Raw genomic sequence first — 16098 nt, forward strand, 5'->3', positions numbered from 1 at the left:
CACCATCGCAAAAAATGGCGAAATGATTTTTCACTTATTTCATCAATTAGAGAACAAAATTCTGGGTTACGATAAGTTTTGTGCGCTCTATCGGTTATAAAAAGAACGATTCACTCCTCAATATACCAATCCACTCTTCCGTTTTTCCTAAATTCTCTTGGCGTCATGCTCGACCACGCTTTAAAACGTGTACTAAAGTTGGCACTAGTTGGATATCCGACTATCTCTCCAATATGTTGAATCGGCCATTCTGTTGAACGAAGTAGCCTAGCAGCATATTCCATGCGCATACGTGTTAAATGTGCCATCGGGCTTCGACCAAACTGCTTTTGAGTCAGACGGTGCAAATGTGGCTCCGAACATGGATATAAAGCTGCCACTTGCTCGACACTCCAATCCTTATGGAGCTGACGCTGGACAAGATCGAATACGCGCCGAAGCCTCAATTGGCTGCGTGATATCGACTCTGAGGGCGGCATGTTTAACATCAGCTCTAACTGAGCCACGCTATGTGCACCAACCGCACCACCATAATCAATAGGAAGATTAATGCTGCGTAACAACGTTTGGATACACGCATACATCACCTCAGGTGCAGATGTGAGCTGGTAACTAATATTACTCTCTATCATTGGCCATGCTCTATCAGGAGCAAGAAAAAGCCATGCGATCTGCCAGAGTTCCTCTTCCATACCAAAACCGTTTTCAACACCTGCTGGCACCGTGATCAACGAGCCAGGCTCCAAATCATATCGACACGCCCCACTTTCTAACCAACCTTTACCGCGCACGGTGTAAAGCAGCATGTGTTTTTTTTGGTTTTTACAATAAACAGAGAAGAAGTCACGACAGGTTGCAATTCCGCACTGCACAATGCCTCTCTCCTCCAATGCCAGTACTCGACTGTGATCAATAAACTCTTGATAGGTTTTTTCTGAAATCGCGTAGCGTTCTTGTTTATCTTCCATGATTTATTGGCTCACATATACACTAGTGGAGAGTTTTACAAAGGTTTTGGATGCCTTTGAAAAATACACCGCCAAATCATAGGGATAAACTACTCGCATTAATCTTTAAGGAGAAATGCGATGCTCTTAACACGCGAATACATCGATAAAGCATTTTGGCAAAAGCTGATTGCGATTGGCCTCCCTGTTTCACTGCAATCCATGCTTTTTGCGTTGCTCGGCGTCGTGGATATTTTCATGGTGAGTCTACTCGGCGAATCCGCAACAGCTGCAGTCGGTGTCGGAAACCGCATCTTTTTCTTTAACCTTGCGGTCGTTTTTGGCCTGTGTGGTGCGGTAACGGTGCTGGCTTCTCAATATTACGGCTCAGGGAATATGGCGGGAATTCGCAGAACGTTGGCGCAGTCTTGGTGTATTTCCATTTTAGTGACACTGCCATTTATTGTTCTTTATGCGATTTTTGATGAAGAGATCGTCTCTTTCATGTCAGACGATCCTGAATACGTCACTTATGCACGTGACTATCTTGTGGTTACGGGCTTTAGTCTCATTGCAACGGCGATAGTGGTACCGATTGAAGCGGTATTGCGCTCCGTAGGCCAAACCAAACTGGCAACCAACGTTAGTATCTCCGCGATTGTTGTGAATGTCGTGCTGAACTCTGTTTTGATTTTCGGTTTATTTGGATTTCCTCAATGGGGCGTATTTGGTGCAGCAGTCGGTACTTTTGTTTCTCGATTTTTCCAAACTGCGGTATTGATTTACTTTTTCTGCAAACGTTATGCGCACCTGATTCCGACCAAATTCGATTGGGCACAAGGCCGTTTAAAGCAGTATCGTCAAAAATACTTTAAGGTTTCTCTACCCATGTTGGTCCACGATGCGCTCTGGACTGGTGGACTGATCGTTTACAGCATCATCTATGGTCAATTGGGCGTTTCAGAACTTGCGATCATCTCATTCTTGTCGCCAATTGAAGGTGTACTGATTTCAACCTTTATGGGATTTGCGGTCGCTGCATCCGTCCTTCTTGGGAATGATATTGGCGCAAAACATTATGATCGGGTCGAGAAAACGGCGTGGTGGTATGTGTTAACCAGCGCAATCTTAGCCACCTTACTGTTTTTCCTAGTGTGGTTGAGCTCGCCTTTGATTCATCATCTATTGGTACTTAGCCCATTAACCGATGCAGAAATGGCACTCAACGTATGCTTAGTCATGGCGCTGGGTATGATTTTGAGAGTGTTTAACATGGTAGGGATTGGCGGCGTACTAAAGAGTGGTGCGGATATTCGCTACAGCATTTTTATTGATACGTTCGGTCAGTGGGCTATTGGCATTCCCCTTACCTATTACACTGGTATGGTACTCGGGTTGCCTTTGCATTTTGTCTTGATGTCTCTGCTAGCTGAAGAATTTGTGAAAGGCGTACTGACGACTTATCGTATCCAATCTAAACGTTGGATAAACAATATGGTCGAAGATGACCAAACGGTGACAGCGTAACTGTAAATGCACTGACGAACTCACACCAAAAGGGCTCACCCGTTATGCACGCGTGAGCCCTTTTTATGTTTGGAGAATACTTGGTTAGATGTCTGTAAAGCGATGAATGATTTGGTTTGAACTACCACGCCATTCGAGATTGAGGTCTTTCTTGTCTTGTTCAAACTTACCATCAATCAAAACATCGATGTATTGCACCACTTCTCTTTGCGCGTCATCCAGTTCAGCCAGCGTGTAGCCTGTCCAAACCCAGATGTCTTTACCGGGACACTCTTCTCTCACCCTTTTCACGATCTTTAAAATATGAGGCACATTAGCAGGATGAAGCGGATCTCCGCCAGACAACGACAAGCCGCGACGTTTAATGCGCGTGTCATTCAAATCATTGATGATCTTGTCTTCCGCTTCTTGCGTGAACAACACACCCGAATCCAAGCGTTGCGTCGACTGGTTATAACAGCCACGACACTGATGTACACAGCCCGACACAAATAATGTGCAGCGCGTACCCGGTCCGTTAACAACGTCAATTGGATAATATTGGTGGTAGTTCATAATGTGTCTCTTTGTTATCGCGAAAAAGAAAATCAACCTAAAGCAGGTTGATTTTCAAAGTGTTGAATCGAGTGGTAATTAACCTTATAGGTGTTTCACTCGACGTTTAACTTCTTCTTGTTTGCCGAAGTTAAACGGACGTGCATCTGGGCTGCCCAAGTAGCCACATACGCGACGTGTCACCGATACTTTGGTTGAATCGTGGTTGCCACAACTTGGGCAAGTAAAGCCTTTGCTTGTACATTCAAACTCGCCGGTGTAACCACATTCATAACACTCATCAATCGGAGTGTTAGTTCCGTAGTAAGGAACGCGGGTGTAACTGTAGTCCCACACGTTTTCTAGCGCTTCTACGTTACGTTGCATGTTCGGGAACTCACCGTAACAGATGAAGCCACCGCTTGAGATTTCTGGGTAAGGCATCTCGAAGTCGATCTTGTCGTAAGGGTTAACCTTCTTCTCAACATCCAAGTGGAAGCTGTTGGTGTAGTAACCTTTGTCTGTTACGCCTTCAATCAAACCAAACTCTTTGGTGTCGATGCGGCAGAAACGACTACATAGGTTTTCACTTGGTGTTGCGTACAAGCTAAAGCCATAGCCAGTTTCGTCAGCCCATTGATTCACCGCATCTTTTAGATGTTTGATGATCGCGACCGCTTTTTCACGCAATACGGCATCATCGTAAACGTGCGCTTCAGTACCAAACAACGCGTTGATAGTTTCATGCACGCCAATGTAACCTAGAGAAATTGATGCACGGCCGTTTTTGAAGATTTCTGCAATCGAATCGTCCGCTTTCAAGCGCACACCACATGCACCTTCCATATATAGAATTGGTGCAACGCGCGCTTTTACGTTCTCTAGACGAGAAATACGCGTTTCTAGTGCTTTACGAGCAAGACGTAGACGATCATCAAGCAGTTCATAGAACTTCGCTTCGCTGCCTTTTGCGCGAAGCGCGATACGTGGCAAGTTCAAGCTAACTACACCAAGGTTGTTACGACCTTCATGGATAAGTTCGCCATCCTCTTCGTAGGTGCCTAGGAAGCTACGACAACCCATAGGTGTTTTGAATGAACCCGTTACTTCCACGACTTTGTCGTAGTTAAGAATGTCTGGGTACATACGTTTTGAAGCACACTCAAGTGCAAGCTTCTTAATGTCGTAGTTTGGATCTTCTGCCTTGTGGTTTAGACCGTCTTTAATACCGAACACTAATTTAGGGAATACGGCGGTTTTACGGTTTTTGCCAAGACCAGCGATACGGTTTTTCAAAATCGATTGCTGAATAAGACGAGACGCCCAGCTTGTACCAAGACCAAAACCAAACGTAACGAATGGCGTTTGACCATTTGCCGTGTGTAGTGTGTTTACTTCGTACTCTAGCGATTGGAATGCGTCGTAACACTCTTTCTCAGTGCGAGCTTTAGCGAACTCTTCTGGCTCAGCAATGTTCCACTCTTTCGCGATTTCTAAATGCTTTTCATAGCTCGTGATGACGTAAGGTTCCAACACTTCGTCGATACGGTTGATGGTTGTACCGCCATAAATATGGCTAGCCACTTGAGCAATAATTTGCGCTGTTACTGCGGTCGCAGTTGAAATCGATTTAGGCGTATCGATTTCTGCATTACCCATTTTGAAGCCGTGCGTTAGCATGCCTTTCAAATCGATAAGCATACAGTTAAACATCGGGAAGAATGGTGCGTAATCCAGATCGTGGTAGTGAATGTCACCCACTTCGTGTGCTTGAACCACATCGCGAGGAAGGATGTGCGTTTTCGCGTAGTGCTTCGCCACGATACCCGCTAGAAGGTCACGCTGAGTTGGGATAACTTTGCCGTCCTTGTTCGCGTTTTCGTTGATCAAATCAAGGTTACTTTCTTCAATCAAGCCTTCGATTTCACGAGTTAGTGCACTTTGCTTTTCACGCGCGATGTCGCGGTCATGGCGATATTCAATGTAAGAACGTGCTAGGGCTTTGTAAGGACCTTGCATGAGCTCATTCTCGACTAAGTCTTGAATCTCATGGATGTGAACTTCATCGTGATCTTTTAGCTGTAACTCGACAGCAAGAGCGACATTAAGAGCATAAATGGCGACATCTTTATCCTTGTTTTCCGCTGCCGCTTCAACTGCTGCTTGGATACGATCCCTGTTGAACGGAGCTCTTGAGCCGTCACGCTTGATTACGATTGGTTTCACTTTCTTCTCCTTACCCCAGCATACTCACAGAGTTATCCACAAATACACTATATGGGGTTATTTTTTATTCTGCTAACACAATATATTGTGGCGTATTTAACGAAAAGCACCACTTGAAAACATTGATTTTGATCAATAAAGATCGGCTAGCGGACAAGAACAAATCGATCTTATTGGTACTGATCTCAGTTGAGAAGAAAACCATGAAAATTGCAAAATTGGTACGAAATCTACTTGCTTTTTTTAGAGCGCTTATAGGATAAAGGTTGGAAAGGAATACGCTAAAATCCAGGAGTGAAACAAGCCAATATGCGATCACTATTTGTTACTGCCTTATTAATTTTTAGTTCAACGTCACTTGCTCAAAACTCCATCAACTTAACCAGTTGGAATATAGAATGGCTGTCTATAAATGGAGGTAAGGTTTCTAGAACCAGTGACGATTTCGTCAAACTCAATCAATATGTGGATAAAACTCAAGCCGACATCATCGCCTTTCAAGAGGTCGACTCCAAAGCCGCCGTTCAAAAAGCCGTAGGCGATGGCTACGCGATTTACCTCTCTGATCGAGCTCAATCAAACAATAAGCACCTTCAGTTTTCTGATACCAATCAGTACACTGGTTTTGCTGTGCGCAAACACATTGAAGTGTCTGATCCAGCAGACTTCTCAATCACGCGTGGTAATAGCAAGTTGCGCTTTGCCAGCTACATCGTCGTTAACCAAAACCAAAAGGACGAGCTTCACCTGCTCTCTGTGCATTTAAAAGCAGGATGCAGCGGAGCATACAAAAACAACCGCAATTGCCAAACACTGAGCCAACAAGGAGAAGCACTTGCGAAATGGATGAGCGAGAGAGAAAAGAAAAAGCAGCAGTACGCCGTAATGGGCGATTTCAATCACAACTTGTCGTATCAACGTGATTGGCTGTGGGCGATCATGACGCTTGGTAACGATGCACAATTGGTAACGCGAGATACCCAAGCCGATTGCAAGGTTCGCTCAAATAAGACCCCAAGCAAAACACACCAATTCCGCTCTTTGATTGATCACATTATTGTTAGCCCGCAAATAAAAGCGAAAAACGCACATCAAACGCTGTTCAGCTCACAAGATGTTTTGGATTACAAACTGAGTGACCATTGTCCTGTAAACGCAACGGTAACGCTTAATTGAACGAACAAAATAGCCCAGCATCATGCTGGGCTGTTTTATGTTGTTTGTTAGATAGACGTTTAACTAGTTAACAAAAGAAACCGTTCTATCAAAGCGCTCTTGGATTCAGCAGTACGATGTCACCCTGCTTCAACCCCGTTCGCACTCTCCCCAACTCTCCAAGCTGAATAAGTCGAGTTTCTACCTTACCGCTGTCTTGCACCACTTTTACGTAGTCCAATTGACCAACTTGGTAAACCGCCTCTTTTGGCACGCGAAGTACAACATCGTCGGTCAAGGTCAACGCGACTTTGGCGTATGTACCTGGATAGATAGCCGTTAGCGGCTCAAATTGAAGCTTTACGGTATAACTGCGCGAGTTGGCATCTGCCGACGGCGTCACTTCTTTTACAGCCGCTTGCGCGTTGAGGTTGTAAGACGGAAAAACAACGTCCACTTCTTTATCGTAAGTCACATAAGGCATGACAGACTCAGCAAAGCTCACCTCTATTTCCAACGAGTTTGGATTGTACATTGATAAAAGCAAAGCCCCCGGCGTCGCAGTATCACCTTTGTTGATGGGCTTTTGCGTGATCAAGCCATCAAACGGCGCAGTAATAATGCTGTAGCCAAAGGTCGTTTCCGCCTCAGAGACCGCCGCTTGCGCTTTATTGAAGTTGGCTTGCGCGGTTTGCAACGCACTTTCCGCTTGGTCAAATTGCGATTGAGGGATCAGTTTTTTGTTTAAAAGCGCTCTGACACGAGAAAACTCCTTTCTCGCCGCATTGAGCTGCGCTTGTGCAGAGGATAAAGCCTGCTCACTTTGACGAACTCGCGCGTCGAGATCATCGCTTTCTAGCCGCGCCAACACGTCTCCTTGCTTCACTCTATCGCCAACCTTCACCAATACCTCCATCACCGATGCCGTTAACCGTGCCGCGATATCGGCGTGCTGCTCTGCAACGACGACGCCCGGAAATTCTCGAACAACCGGTTCGCTGGTTAACATCAGTTGATGTGTCTCTGCGTTATTTACATCAATCTGGTTGGTTTTCGCGTCATGTTCTGTCGGCAACTTTTCTGTAAAAAATCCAGCCATATAGAGAAAAAGAAGCGCGAGTATGGCAAACAGAATCACGCCTAACCATTTGGTATCTAATTTCATTGCTCTTCCTCCATCTGAGGTAATCCATGTCCTTTGGTGTTTTGGTATGCAAGGTTGTAAACCACCGGAACCACAAGCAGCGTAAAGATGGTCGAGGCGGTAATACCGAATATGATTGCCCAAGCCAAACCGTTAAAAATTGGGTCTAACGTAATCACGACGTTACCCAGTAACGTTGTACCCGCAGTCAGCAAGATTGGCCGCATACGAACAACGCCAGATTCAATCAACGCATCATGTAAGCTACGACCTTCAGCCAGCGATTGCTGAACAAATTCAATCAAAACGAGTGAGTTACGCACCACAATCCCAGCTAGCGCAATCATGCCGATCATCGCGGTCGCCGTGAACAGAGCTGGGTTGGGGTAATTACCGATGTCACTGCTTAACACATTCAAAATCCAGAACCCCGGCATAATCCCAATCACGGTCAGTGGTATCGCCAGCATGATGATGCCCGATACCGCAGGTAAACCTGTTTGAATCAACATCACCACAAATACGCCAAGCAGCGCAGCGCCATAAGCAATGCCTAAATCGCGGAATACGTCTACTGTGATTTTCCATTCCCCCTCACCACTCCAAACTACTTCGATGTTGTCTGGCACGCTCCAAGTGACACCAGCTCCATTGCTCAAGTACGTGCGATCTTGCCAGTGACGATGCACATCTTCCGCGTGAGTTGTATCTTGGTCAGCCATCACATCGGCAATCACTTCACCCGGAACACGCCCAACTACCTCGGCGTAGACATACACAACAGGCTTGAGGTTTTTATGGAAAATCGGTTTGTCCGCTGCGCGTTTCACAAAATGACCGACTTCAGACAACTGCACGATAGGCTGAGGAGCATCCACAACAGCCCCATTGGATTCTACTTTTGCAATCCCCGGACGGCCTCGCACATAAAGCTGCTCTAGTTGATTCAGGTTATCTCTGTCTTCGCGTCGGAGCTGCACTTCGATAGGTAGTGGATCCACTTCTCTTGGATCGGCTATATAACCGAGCACTTTGGCGTTCGCGGCGGTAATAAGCGTGTTATTGATATCAGCAACGGAAACACCAGACAGCGCCGCTTTTTCTTGATCAACGATGAATTGCCACGTTTCTAAATCACCTTGGATGCTGGTATCCACCTCAGAAACCAACTGTTCTTTGCGAAGCCTATCCGCGACTTTCTCTGCTTGGATCATCAGATCTTCATAAGATGTCGCTTCATCACCGTAAACTTCTGCCGTAATGGTTGCGATAACAGGCGGGCCTGGCGGCACTTCGACTAGCTGCAGGTCAGCGTCAAACTTATTTGCAATCTGCTCTAAATCCGCCCTGAGTCGTGTCACCAGTTCGTGTGATTGCATTGCGCGGCGATTCTTCTCTGCAAGAACGACTCGAAGCTCGCCATGGTATGGTTCGCTACGCATAAAGTAGTGGCGCACCATGCCGTTGAAGTCCATTGGGGAAGCGGTGCCTGCAAAGCCCGACACACTTGTCACTTCCGGCACCGTCATTAAATAGTCCGTAAAGCTCGACAGCGCGTTGGAGGTATCCACAAAGCTTGAAGACTCTGGCATGTTTAATACCAATTGGAACTCATTTTTATTGTCATAAGGCAGCAACTTGAGTGGAACTAAGCGAAGTGCTGGCAACAATGCTGCCAAGACGAACAACAAGGCAACCAAACCAAGGAAAAGCCATGCTTTCTTGCGGCTTTCAAGTAGCGGAATCAACACACCACGATACAAACGATACATCGGCGAAGATTGGATGTCATAGTGGCCGTTTTCCTCAGCACCTTTGAGTAGCTTCTTGGCAAGCCAAGGCGTGATCATAAACGCGACAACGGTACTAAAGATAACGCTGATCGGAACGTTGAACGCCAGTGGCGCCATGTAAGGCCCCATCATCCCAGTGATAAAAAACATCGGCGTAAACACGATAACAATCGCGACCGTCGACATTAACAAGGCGCTACGAATTTCTGCCATGGCGAGAACAATCGCATTGGTTCGTGTTAGATTTTTGCGTTTGAGGTAGCGTTCAATATTGTCGATGCTGGCGATCGGATCGTCCACGATCAAACCTAGCGCCAAAATCAACGCAAAGAGTGTGACTCGGTTGATGGAATAGCCAAATGCCAAGTCCATCCCGAGCGCGGCACCATAGCTAATCGGAATCGCGATACCAACCACCAATGCGCTTCGCCAGTTCAAAAACAAACCGACAAACACCACGACCGTTAGAATAGAGATGCCAAGGCTTGATACCAAGTTGTTTACTTTCGCATTCGCCGTTTCGCCATAGTCACGAATGACTGCAACTTGAACTTGTGGAGGAAACTGCTCGGATTGAAGCGCCGCCAGTTTATCCCGAACAGACTCAGCGACGTTAACCGCGTTCGAGCCTTTTTGTTTAGCGACAGAAATGAACACCGCTGGGTATGCTTCATCGTGGTTTTTATCGCGATACCAAGTATCGGATGTTGCCTCACCTTCACCGTCGTAAATACGCGCGACATCTTTCAAATAAACGGGTTTGCCATTGAGCACTGCGATAACAAGATCGCCAACCTCTTCGGCGTTAGTCAGAAACCGTCCCGACTCCAATGTGAAATTTTGCCCGTTTACGCGAACGTTCTTGCCTTGGGTTTTACTATTACTGAGCTGAATGGCCTGTTCGAGGTCATCGATGGTTACTTTGAAGTTTGCCATCGCAACGGAATCAAGCTCTATCTGGATTTTTCTCGGCTCACCGCCAATCACTTCCACCTTGTTGGTGGCATCCAATGATTTAATGCCTAACGTGGCTTGGTCTGCAATACGTCTCAACTGATGGCGATCGAGAATGTCTGGATCGGTGGAATAAATTGCGGCAACAACAATGGGTACATCATCGATTTCAACAGGCTTTACAAGCCAGTTAGTGACAGAAGGAGGAACTTTGTCTTGGTTGGAATAGAGTTTGTTATACAGCTTAACCAGAGCATCTTCGCGGTTTTCGCCGACATAGAAACGAACGATTACCTGCGCAGCACCTTCCATTGACGAAGAATAAACGTATTCCACACCGTCAATTTGGCTAACAAGCTTTTCTAATGGTTCAGTGATTTGATTTTCGACTTGAGAAGCGCTGAGTCCGGGAGCCGAAACCAATACATCTGCCATCGGCACAACGATTTGCGGGTCTTCCTCTTTCGGGGTCAACCACAAAGCCGCGGCACCGACCATAAGCGCGAGTAAAATCATGATCGGAGGGAAAAAGCTGTTCATCACGGACTGAACAAAACTTCGCTTTAGTTTGTCGGGCATCCTTTCCCCTCCATATCAGATTGATTGTTTACGCGTTCGCGGTTTTCATCTTCTTCGCGTTACGGTTAGTAATGATCGCTTTCGCGAACAGAGATCCAACTAACATCGCAAGGAAGAACACTACAATGCTCACGTTGCCTAATGCCAGACTCGCAACCGCAGGGCCAGGGCAAATACCTGCCAAACCCCAACCTAAACCAAAGATCGCCGCACCAGATAACAAACGTCCGTCGATGTTCTTATTGGTTGGTGTGCAAAACGCTTCACCGCTAACTGATTGTTTTCTCGGCTTGATGATTAAAAAATAGCTTGGCATGAATACCGCGAGTGCGCCGCCCATCACAAAAGCCAAACTTGGGTCCCAACTGCCAGAAATATCTAAAAATCCAATGACTTTAGCTGGGTCGATCATGCCGGACACCGCCATGCCCATACCGAATAACACACCGCTCAAAAGAGCAGAAAAACGAAAAATAGTCTTGTTCATGGAATCTCTCTTAAACTAGGTGAAGTCGAACGAATACCGTTAAGCCAGCGACAACCATAAATACACAGGTCGCCACAACAGAGCGTTTAGACAAACGGCCCATGCCACAAATGCCGTGTCCGCTAGTACATCCGTTACCCAGTCTGGTTCCGATTCCTACCAATAAACCAGCGGCAATCACCATCCCTAAAGAAAGGTTCGCGGTACTAGGAACCGCAACGCCCAACATTAGGACGCTAATCAAGCCACCAGCTATCATTCCAACCGCAAAAAGCAATCGCCACGAATAATCGCCTTTTTTTGGTGACATAATGCCATTCATAATTCCACTGATTCCGGCAATTTTCCCGTTAACCAACGACAATATAGTGGCGGAGATCCCTAACAAAAGGCCACCAAACAACGATTCCCATGGAATAACGTTTAACATTATTTACCTCTAAAATCTTAGCTACGAATTAGTTACAGAAAACGCTATGAAGCGCCTTTATTAATGACTCAACTCTCGGTTCTGACAACGAATAAAACACTTGCTGTGATGCCTTACGAGCCTTGATCAATTTGTGTTTGCGAAGCACCGTCAAGTGCTGTGAAAAGGCGGATTGGCTAAGGAACGAGTTCTTTTGTAGCTCCCCAACACCAACCTCACCTTGGGTCAGTTGGCACAACACCATTAGCCTTTCCGGATGTGCCATTACTTTTAGGAGATCAGCAGCTTCATTGGCATTGCCTTTCATTGCTGCTACATCCATATCTGTATAGCTCATGACTCACCTCTATATTAAAAACTAAATTAGATATTACTAAAGCAATATATTTAGTCAACACTAAATTAGTAATGATGAATTTAGATAAATTAACATTAGACATTTCTAATTTAGATAATTATAGTGATGAATATCAAAGGATGGCGTTCTCAGTTTGAGAGTACGAAGGAGAAGAGTTATGACGTTAGAAAATGCAGTACGAATTTTTGCAGGCACGATGGTATTGATCTCGGTCATACTAACCGTGTTCGTTCACAGTAACTTCATTTGGTTCACCGTGTTTATCGGCGTTAATCTTATTCAAAGTGCTTACACGGGAATCTGCCCTGCTGCTTATTTTTTAAAGAAATTTGGTTTTAGATAATCTAGAGCGTAGTGACCTTTCACACAGGCTATTCGTGAAAGGTCAGTTCGCCCTAAAACTTGGAGTTAAAAATGACTAAGATCTTAATCGTCGGTGGTGTTGCAGGTGGTGCATCTGCGGCGGCGCGTGCTCGTCGTCTAAGCGAAGATGCCGAAATCATCATGTTTGAACGTGGCCCATTCGTTTCATTTGCCAACTGTGGCTTGCCTTATCACATCGGCGGCGATATCCAAGAACGCAGTAAGTTACTACTACAAACGCCAGAAAGCTTTTTAGCACGCTTTAACGTTGATGTTCGCGTGATGAATGAAGTGGTTTCTATAAACCGACAGGACAAGACCGTTACGATCAAAAACCTGTTGGATGAGTCTGAATACGTAGAATCGTACGATTTTCTACTGCTTAGCCCAGGTGCCGGCCCTATTGTTCCGCCAATTCCAGGCCTCGATAACCCGCTCACCCACTCGCTACGTAACATTCCAGATATGGATCGCATCATCGAAACGATCCAAATGAACAAGCCAGAGCATGCGACGGTTGTTGGCGGCGGTTTCATCGGTTTAGAAATGATGGAAGCCTTCCACCAACTTGGCATTAAAACCTCTCTGATCGAAATGGCAGACCAAGTCATGACGCCAGTAGACCGTGAAATGGCAGGTTTTGCTCATGCAGAAATTCGTGACAAAGGTGTCGACCTCAAACTTGGCGTCGCGCTTGAATCTGTGAAATTCGTACCTAACGAGCACGTTGCAAGTTTCGACTCTGGTGAGAGTGAGAAACACCAACACCTAGAAGGTGAATTGGAGTTAACACTGAACAACGGTGAAAAACTCACTACCGATATTCTGATCATGGCAATCGGTGTACGTCCTGAGACAAAACTGGCGCAAGAAGCTGGCCTTCAAATTGGTGCGCTAGGCGGTATTTACACGAACGAATACATGCAAACCAGCGATCCTTCGATCTACGCTGTCGGCGACGCGATAGAAGAGAAAGACTTCGTGACTGGCGAGCAAACTCTAGTGCCACTTGCAGGCCCGGCAAACCGTCAAGGCCGTATGGCAGCGGACAATATGCTTGGTCGCAAAGAAACTTACCAAGGCACACAAGGTACTGCGATTTGTAAGATCTTCGACCTTGCTGTGGCTTCAACAGGTAAAAATGAGAAACAATTGAAACGCGCTGGCGTTGAATACGACAAAGTGTACGTGCATACCGCAAGCCACGCGAGCTACTACCCTGGTGCAGAAGTGGTGTCGTTCAAAATGTTGTTCGATCCAAAATCAGGCAAGATTTTAGGTGCTCAAGCAGTTGGTAAAGACGGTATCGACAAACGTATTGACGTTATGGCTGTTGCACAACGTGCTGGCATGACGGTTGAACAACTACAGCATCTTGAACTGACTTACGCGCCACCTTACGGCAGTGCAAAAGATGTGATCAACCAAGCGGCGTTTGTGGCAAATAACATCATCAAAGGTGACGCAGCGGCGATTCATTACGATGAAATCGACAACCTGACTGAAGATCAAATTCTCCTCGACGTCCGTAACCCTGGTGAATTGGAGTCTGTTGGTTATCTTGAAGGGGCAATAAACATTCCGGTTGACCAGTTACGCCATCGTATGGGTGAACTACCAAAAGACAAAGAGATTGTGATTTACTGTCAAGTAGGCTTGCGCGGTAACGTGGCATACCGTCAACTGGTCAACAATGGTTACAAAGCTCGTAACTTGATTGGTGGATACAGAACACTCAAATTCTCGCGCTTATAACGGGATAATAAAAACAGAGAAAACCGAGGAATTGGTTTTCTCTTTTGTTTATTTACATGGACTCAAATCTAACTCATTAACCTTCTATCGCCAAACGGACTGCTGCTTGAGCATGGATAGAAGTGGTATCAAGTAGCGTAACATCTGTGTGACTTTGGTTTACAAGTAAGGCAATTTCAGTGCACCCGAGAATCACGGCTTCAGCTCCCTGCTCTTTTAGTTTTTCAATAATTTGCAGGTATATCGTTCTCGATTCTTCTTTGATTTCACCTTGGCATAACTCTTTATAAATAATGTTATGCACTATAGAGCGATCATCTTGAGCGGGAATTATGACATCCAGCCCATAGAGGTCGGAAAGCCGTCCTTTGTAAAAGTCTTGCTCCATTGTGAATTGAGTACCAAGGAGTCCGACCTTTTGAACCCCTTTCTCACGAAGTAACTCAGCAGTCGCGTCTGCGATATGTAGTATGGGGATATTAATGCTGGCTTCAATTTGAGGAGCAACTTTGTGCATTGTGTTCGTACAAATAAGAATAAAATCAGCGCCCCCTTTTTCTATTGAAGATGCAGCATCAGATAGAATACTTGACGTTTCTTCCCATTTACCTTGGTGTTGAAGTTTCTCTATCTCTGAAAAATTCACGCTATACATACAAATTTTTGCGGAATTTAGGCCGCCTAACGCCTCTTTGACCCCTTCGTTGATCAATTTGTAATAACTAAGCGTCGACTCCCAGCTCATGCCGCCTAGAAGACCGATAGTTTTCATATAACTCTCCAATCGTTATACACCACCGTGGGAGGGGTGCTTTTACAAACAAAATCAACCACGTGGATAGACAGCCTTCTAGCTTTGTCACTAGTGAAAACTGGATAAAACTGCAATCAGAAAAAACGAGAACCAAAAAGGACGACTACTCGATTCTCATATCTCCTCGCAACATTGTTACCGCACTTCCAGAAAGCTTAACGTATTCCGGACTCAATAGTTCTGTATAAACAACTCCACTTCTCTTGGATGCTTGGAAGCCTTTTAATTGCGCTTTACCGAACTCTTTGGCCCAGTAAACACATAAAGCGCAATGAGCAGAACCTGTTACTGGGTCCTCATCAACACCCACCCAAGGGGCAAAATAGCGAGAGACAAAATCAGCGTCAGTGCTTGATTGAGCAGTGATAACAACTCCACGACCTTTTTGTTTAAGTAACGCACTAAAATCAGGTTCGAGTTGCTCTATCAAAGACTCATCATTGATGACGATCAACTGCTTATTATCAAACTGACCATAAGCGATTACATCAGCCACATCGAGCCCTAAGCCGTGAAGCAAGTCTGTGTTAATACTTGCTCGCATATCTAAAATAGGAGCTGGAAACACCAAATGAATGTCATCATGATCAAGTTGTGCAGTTAAAACGCCGGATAGCGTAGCAAACTCAATGGTATCACCTGTACTATATAACCCTTGCTCTCTCAGCACGTGCGCCGTGGCCAATGTGCCATGTCCACACAAAGCGACTTCCGTTTCAGGTGTAAACCAACGAAGTTGCATTGTGTTTAATGACAGAAACGCGGTTTCAGATAGTGACATCTCTGCCGCTATGGCCAACATCATTTCCTCATCAAGGCTTGATTCTGTGATACACACACCTGCAGGATTGCCTTTGAACACATCTGATGTAAACGAGTCGACCTGAAAAATTTTAACTTCCACAAAATATCCTTAAGTTCTATCAACCACTGTAGAACCATTAGCAGCACTTAGTGCATTTGTACCACGTAATGTATTGCACCTGTTGTTTGAGCAGTAAACCTTTATTAACTAAGAAGAAACCACTTTTT

14 protein-coding genes are annotated in these 16098 nt (G+C 45.5%); 4 read left to right on the plus strand and 10 right to left on the minus strand.

Features of this window, described 5'->3' with window-relative positions; translation table 11 throughout:
* Positions 1 to 110: 110 nt before the first annotated feature.
* Positions 111 to 968, minus strand: a complete 858-nt coding sequence (locus NDJ01_RS23115; protein ID WP_258587432.1) for an AraC family transcriptional regulator — start codon at positions 966 to 968, stop codon at positions 111 to 113.
* A gap of 120 nt (positions 969 to 1088) precedes the next feature.
* On the opposite strand from NDJ01_RS23115, the gene NDJ01_RS23120 reads away from it, so the two are divergent.
* Positions 1089 to 2474 (plus strand): MATE family efflux transporter, encoded by a 1386-nt coding sequence (locus NDJ01_RS23120; protein WP_005460916.1) that lies wholly within the window; start codon positions 1089 to 1091, stop codon positions 2472 to 2474.
* A gap of 84 nt (positions 2475 to 2558) precedes the next feature.
* Here the strand turns inward: NDJ01_RS23120 and nrdG are convergent, their stop codons facing one another.
* Both nrdG and nrdD read right to left on the minus strand, forming a co-directional pair.
* The gene (gene nrdG, locus NDJ01_RS23125) at positions 2559 to 3029 is read right to left on the minus strand and encodes an anaerobic ribonucleoside-triphosphate reductase-activating protein (RefSeq protein WP_005394529.1); all 471 of its coding nucleotides are present in this window, start codon (positions 3027 to 3029) and stop codon (positions 2559 to 2561) included.
* A gap of 84 nt (positions 3030 to 3113) precedes the next feature.
* Positions 3114 to 5234, minus strand: a complete 2121-nt coding sequence (gene nrdD / locus NDJ01_RS23130; protein ID WP_005394532.1) for an anaerobic ribonucleoside-triphosphate reductase — start codon at positions 5232 to 5234, stop codon at positions 3114 to 3116.
* A gap of 309 nt (positions 5235 to 5543) precedes the next feature.
* Between nrdD and NDJ01_RS23135 the strand changes: the two genes are divergently transcribed.
* Positions 5544 to 6410, plus strand: a complete 867-nt coding sequence (locus NDJ01_RS23135) for an endonuclease/exonuclease/phosphatase family protein (RefSeq protein WP_258587433.1) — start codon at positions 5544 to 5546, stop codon at positions 6408 to 6410.
* Positions 6411 to 6498: 88 nt separating this feature from the next.
* Here NDJ01_RS23135 and NDJ01_RS23140 read toward each other — a convergent pair whose 3' ends face one another.
* From NDJ01_RS23140 to NDJ01_RS23160, 5 genes are read right to left on the minus strand one after another with little or no spacing between them, the layout of a single operon-like run.
* Entirely contained in the window at positions 6499 to 7554 is a 1056-nt protein-coding gene (locus NDJ01_RS23140; protein WP_258587434.1) for an efflux RND transporter periplasmic adaptor subunit, read from the minus strand.
* Positions 7551 to 10859, minus strand: a complete 3309-nt coding sequence (locus NDJ01_RS23145; protein WP_258587435.1) for an efflux RND transporter permease subunit — start codon at positions 10857 to 10859, stop codon at positions 7551 to 7553. The genes NDJ01_RS23140 and NDJ01_RS23145 overlap by 4 nt, the downstream gene beginning before the upstream one ends.
* Positions 10860 to 10887: 28 nt before the next feature.
* Positions 10888 to 11346 carry a YeeE/YedE family protein gene (locus tag NDJ01_RS23150; RefSeq protein ID WP_005460965.1) on the minus strand — a complete coding sequence of 153 codons (459 nt, stop codon included), beginning with the start codon at positions 11344 to 11346 and terminating at the stop codon, positions 10888 to 10890.
* Between the two features lie 10 nt (positions 11347 to 11356).
* Positions 11357 to 11776 (minus strand): YeeE/YedE family protein, encoded by a 420-nt coding sequence (locus tag NDJ01_RS23155; protein WP_258587436.1) that lies wholly within the window; start codon positions 11774 to 11776, stop codon positions 11357 to 11359.
* 28 nt (positions 11777 to 11804) lie between these two features.
* Entirely contained in the window at positions 11805 to 12113 is a 309-nt protein-coding gene (locus NDJ01_RS23160; protein ID WP_012842251.1) for a metalloregulator ArsR/SmtB family transcription factor, read from the minus strand.
* A 178-nt stretch (positions 12114 to 12291) separates the two neighbouring features.
* On the opposite strand from NDJ01_RS23160, the gene NDJ01_RS23165 reads away from it, so the two are divergent.
* Both NDJ01_RS23165 and NDJ01_RS23170 read left to right on the plus strand, forming a co-directional pair.
* A complete protein-coding gene (locus tag NDJ01_RS23165; RefSeq protein ID WP_012842250.1) occupies positions 12292 to 12477 on the plus strand; it encodes a DUF2892 domain-containing protein in 186 nt (61 codons plus the stop codon).
* 71 nt (positions 12478 to 12548) lie between these two features.
* Positions 12549 to 14252: an FAD-dependent oxidoreductase gene (locus tag NDJ01_RS23170; RefSeq protein WP_256955897.1), complete on the plus strand. Its 1704-nt coding sequence runs from the start codon at positions 12549 to 12551 to the stop codon at positions 14250 to 14252.
* 76 nt (positions 14253 to 14328) lie between these two features.
* On the opposite strand, the gene NDJ01_RS23175 is transcribed toward NDJ01_RS23170, so the two are convergent.
* Positions 14329 to 15024: an aspartate/glutamate racemase family protein gene (locus NDJ01_RS23175; RefSeq protein ID WP_258587437.1), complete on the minus strand. Its 696-nt coding sequence runs from the start codon at positions 15022 to 15024 to the stop codon at positions 14329 to 14331.
* A gap of 145 nt (positions 15025 to 15169) precedes the next feature.
* Complete coding sequence (locus NDJ01_RS23180) at positions 15170 to 15970, minus strand: PhzF family phenazine biosynthesis protein (protein WP_258587438.1); 801 nt, start codon at positions 15968 to 15970, stop codon at positions 15170 to 15172.
* Positions 15971 to 16098: the final 128 nt, after the last annotated feature.

The organism is Vibrio sp. HS-50-1, from assembly GCF_024747315.1.
GTDB lineage: Bacteria > Pseudomonadota > Gammaproteobacteria > Enterobacterales > Vibrionaceae > Vibrio > Vibrio diabolicus.

Excerpts from the sequence above, each read along its gene's own strand:
- NDJ01_RS23115 (WP_258587432.1), bottom strand. The coding sequence starts at position 968 with ATGGAAGATAAACAAGAACGCTACGCGATTTCAGAAAAAACCTATCAA.
- NDJ01_RS23120 (WP_005460916.1), top strand. The coding sequence starts at position 1,089 with ATGCTCTTAACACGCGAATACATCGATAAAGCATTTTGGCAAAAGCTG.
- nrdG (WP_005394529.1), bottom strand. The coding sequence starts at position 3,029 with ATGAACTACCACCAATATTATCCAATTGACGTTGTTAACGGACCGGGT.
- NDJ01_RS23135 (WP_258587433.1), top strand. The coding sequence starts at position 5,544 with ATGCGATCACTATTTGTTACTGCCTTATTAATTTTTAGTTCAACGTCA.
- NDJ01_RS23140 (WP_258587434.1), bottom strand. The coding sequence starts at position 7,554 with ATGAAATTAGATACCAAATGGTTAGGCGTGATTCTGTTTGCCATACTC.
- NDJ01_RS23145 (WP_258587435.1), bottom strand. The coding sequence starts at position 10,859 with ATGCCCGACAAACTAAAGCGAAGTTTTGTTCAGTCCGTGATGAACAGC.
- NDJ01_RS23150 (WP_005460965.1), bottom strand. The coding sequence starts at position 11,346 with ATGAACAAGACTATTTTTCGTTTTTCTGCTCTTTTGAGCGGTGTGTTA.
- NDJ01_RS23155 (WP_258587436.1), bottom strand. The coding sequence starts at position 11,776 with ATGTTAAACGTTATTCCATGGGAATCGTTGTTTGGTGGCCTTTTGTTA.
- NDJ01_RS23160 (WP_012842251.1), bottom strand. The coding sequence starts at position 12,113 with ATGAGCTATACAGATATGGATGTAGCAGCAATGAAAGGCAATGCCAAT.
- NDJ01_RS23165 (WP_012842250.1), top strand. The coding sequence starts at position 12,292 with ATGACGTTAGAAAATGCAGTACGAATTTTTGCAGGCACGATGGTATTG.
- NDJ01_RS23170 (WP_256955897.1), top strand. The coding sequence starts at position 12,549 with ATGACTAAGATCTTAATCGTCGGTGGTGTTGCAGGTGGTGCATCTGCG.
- NDJ01_RS23175 (WP_258587437.1), bottom strand. The coding sequence starts at position 15,024 with ATGAAAACTATCGGTCTTCTAGGCGGCATGAGCTGGGAGTCGACGCTT.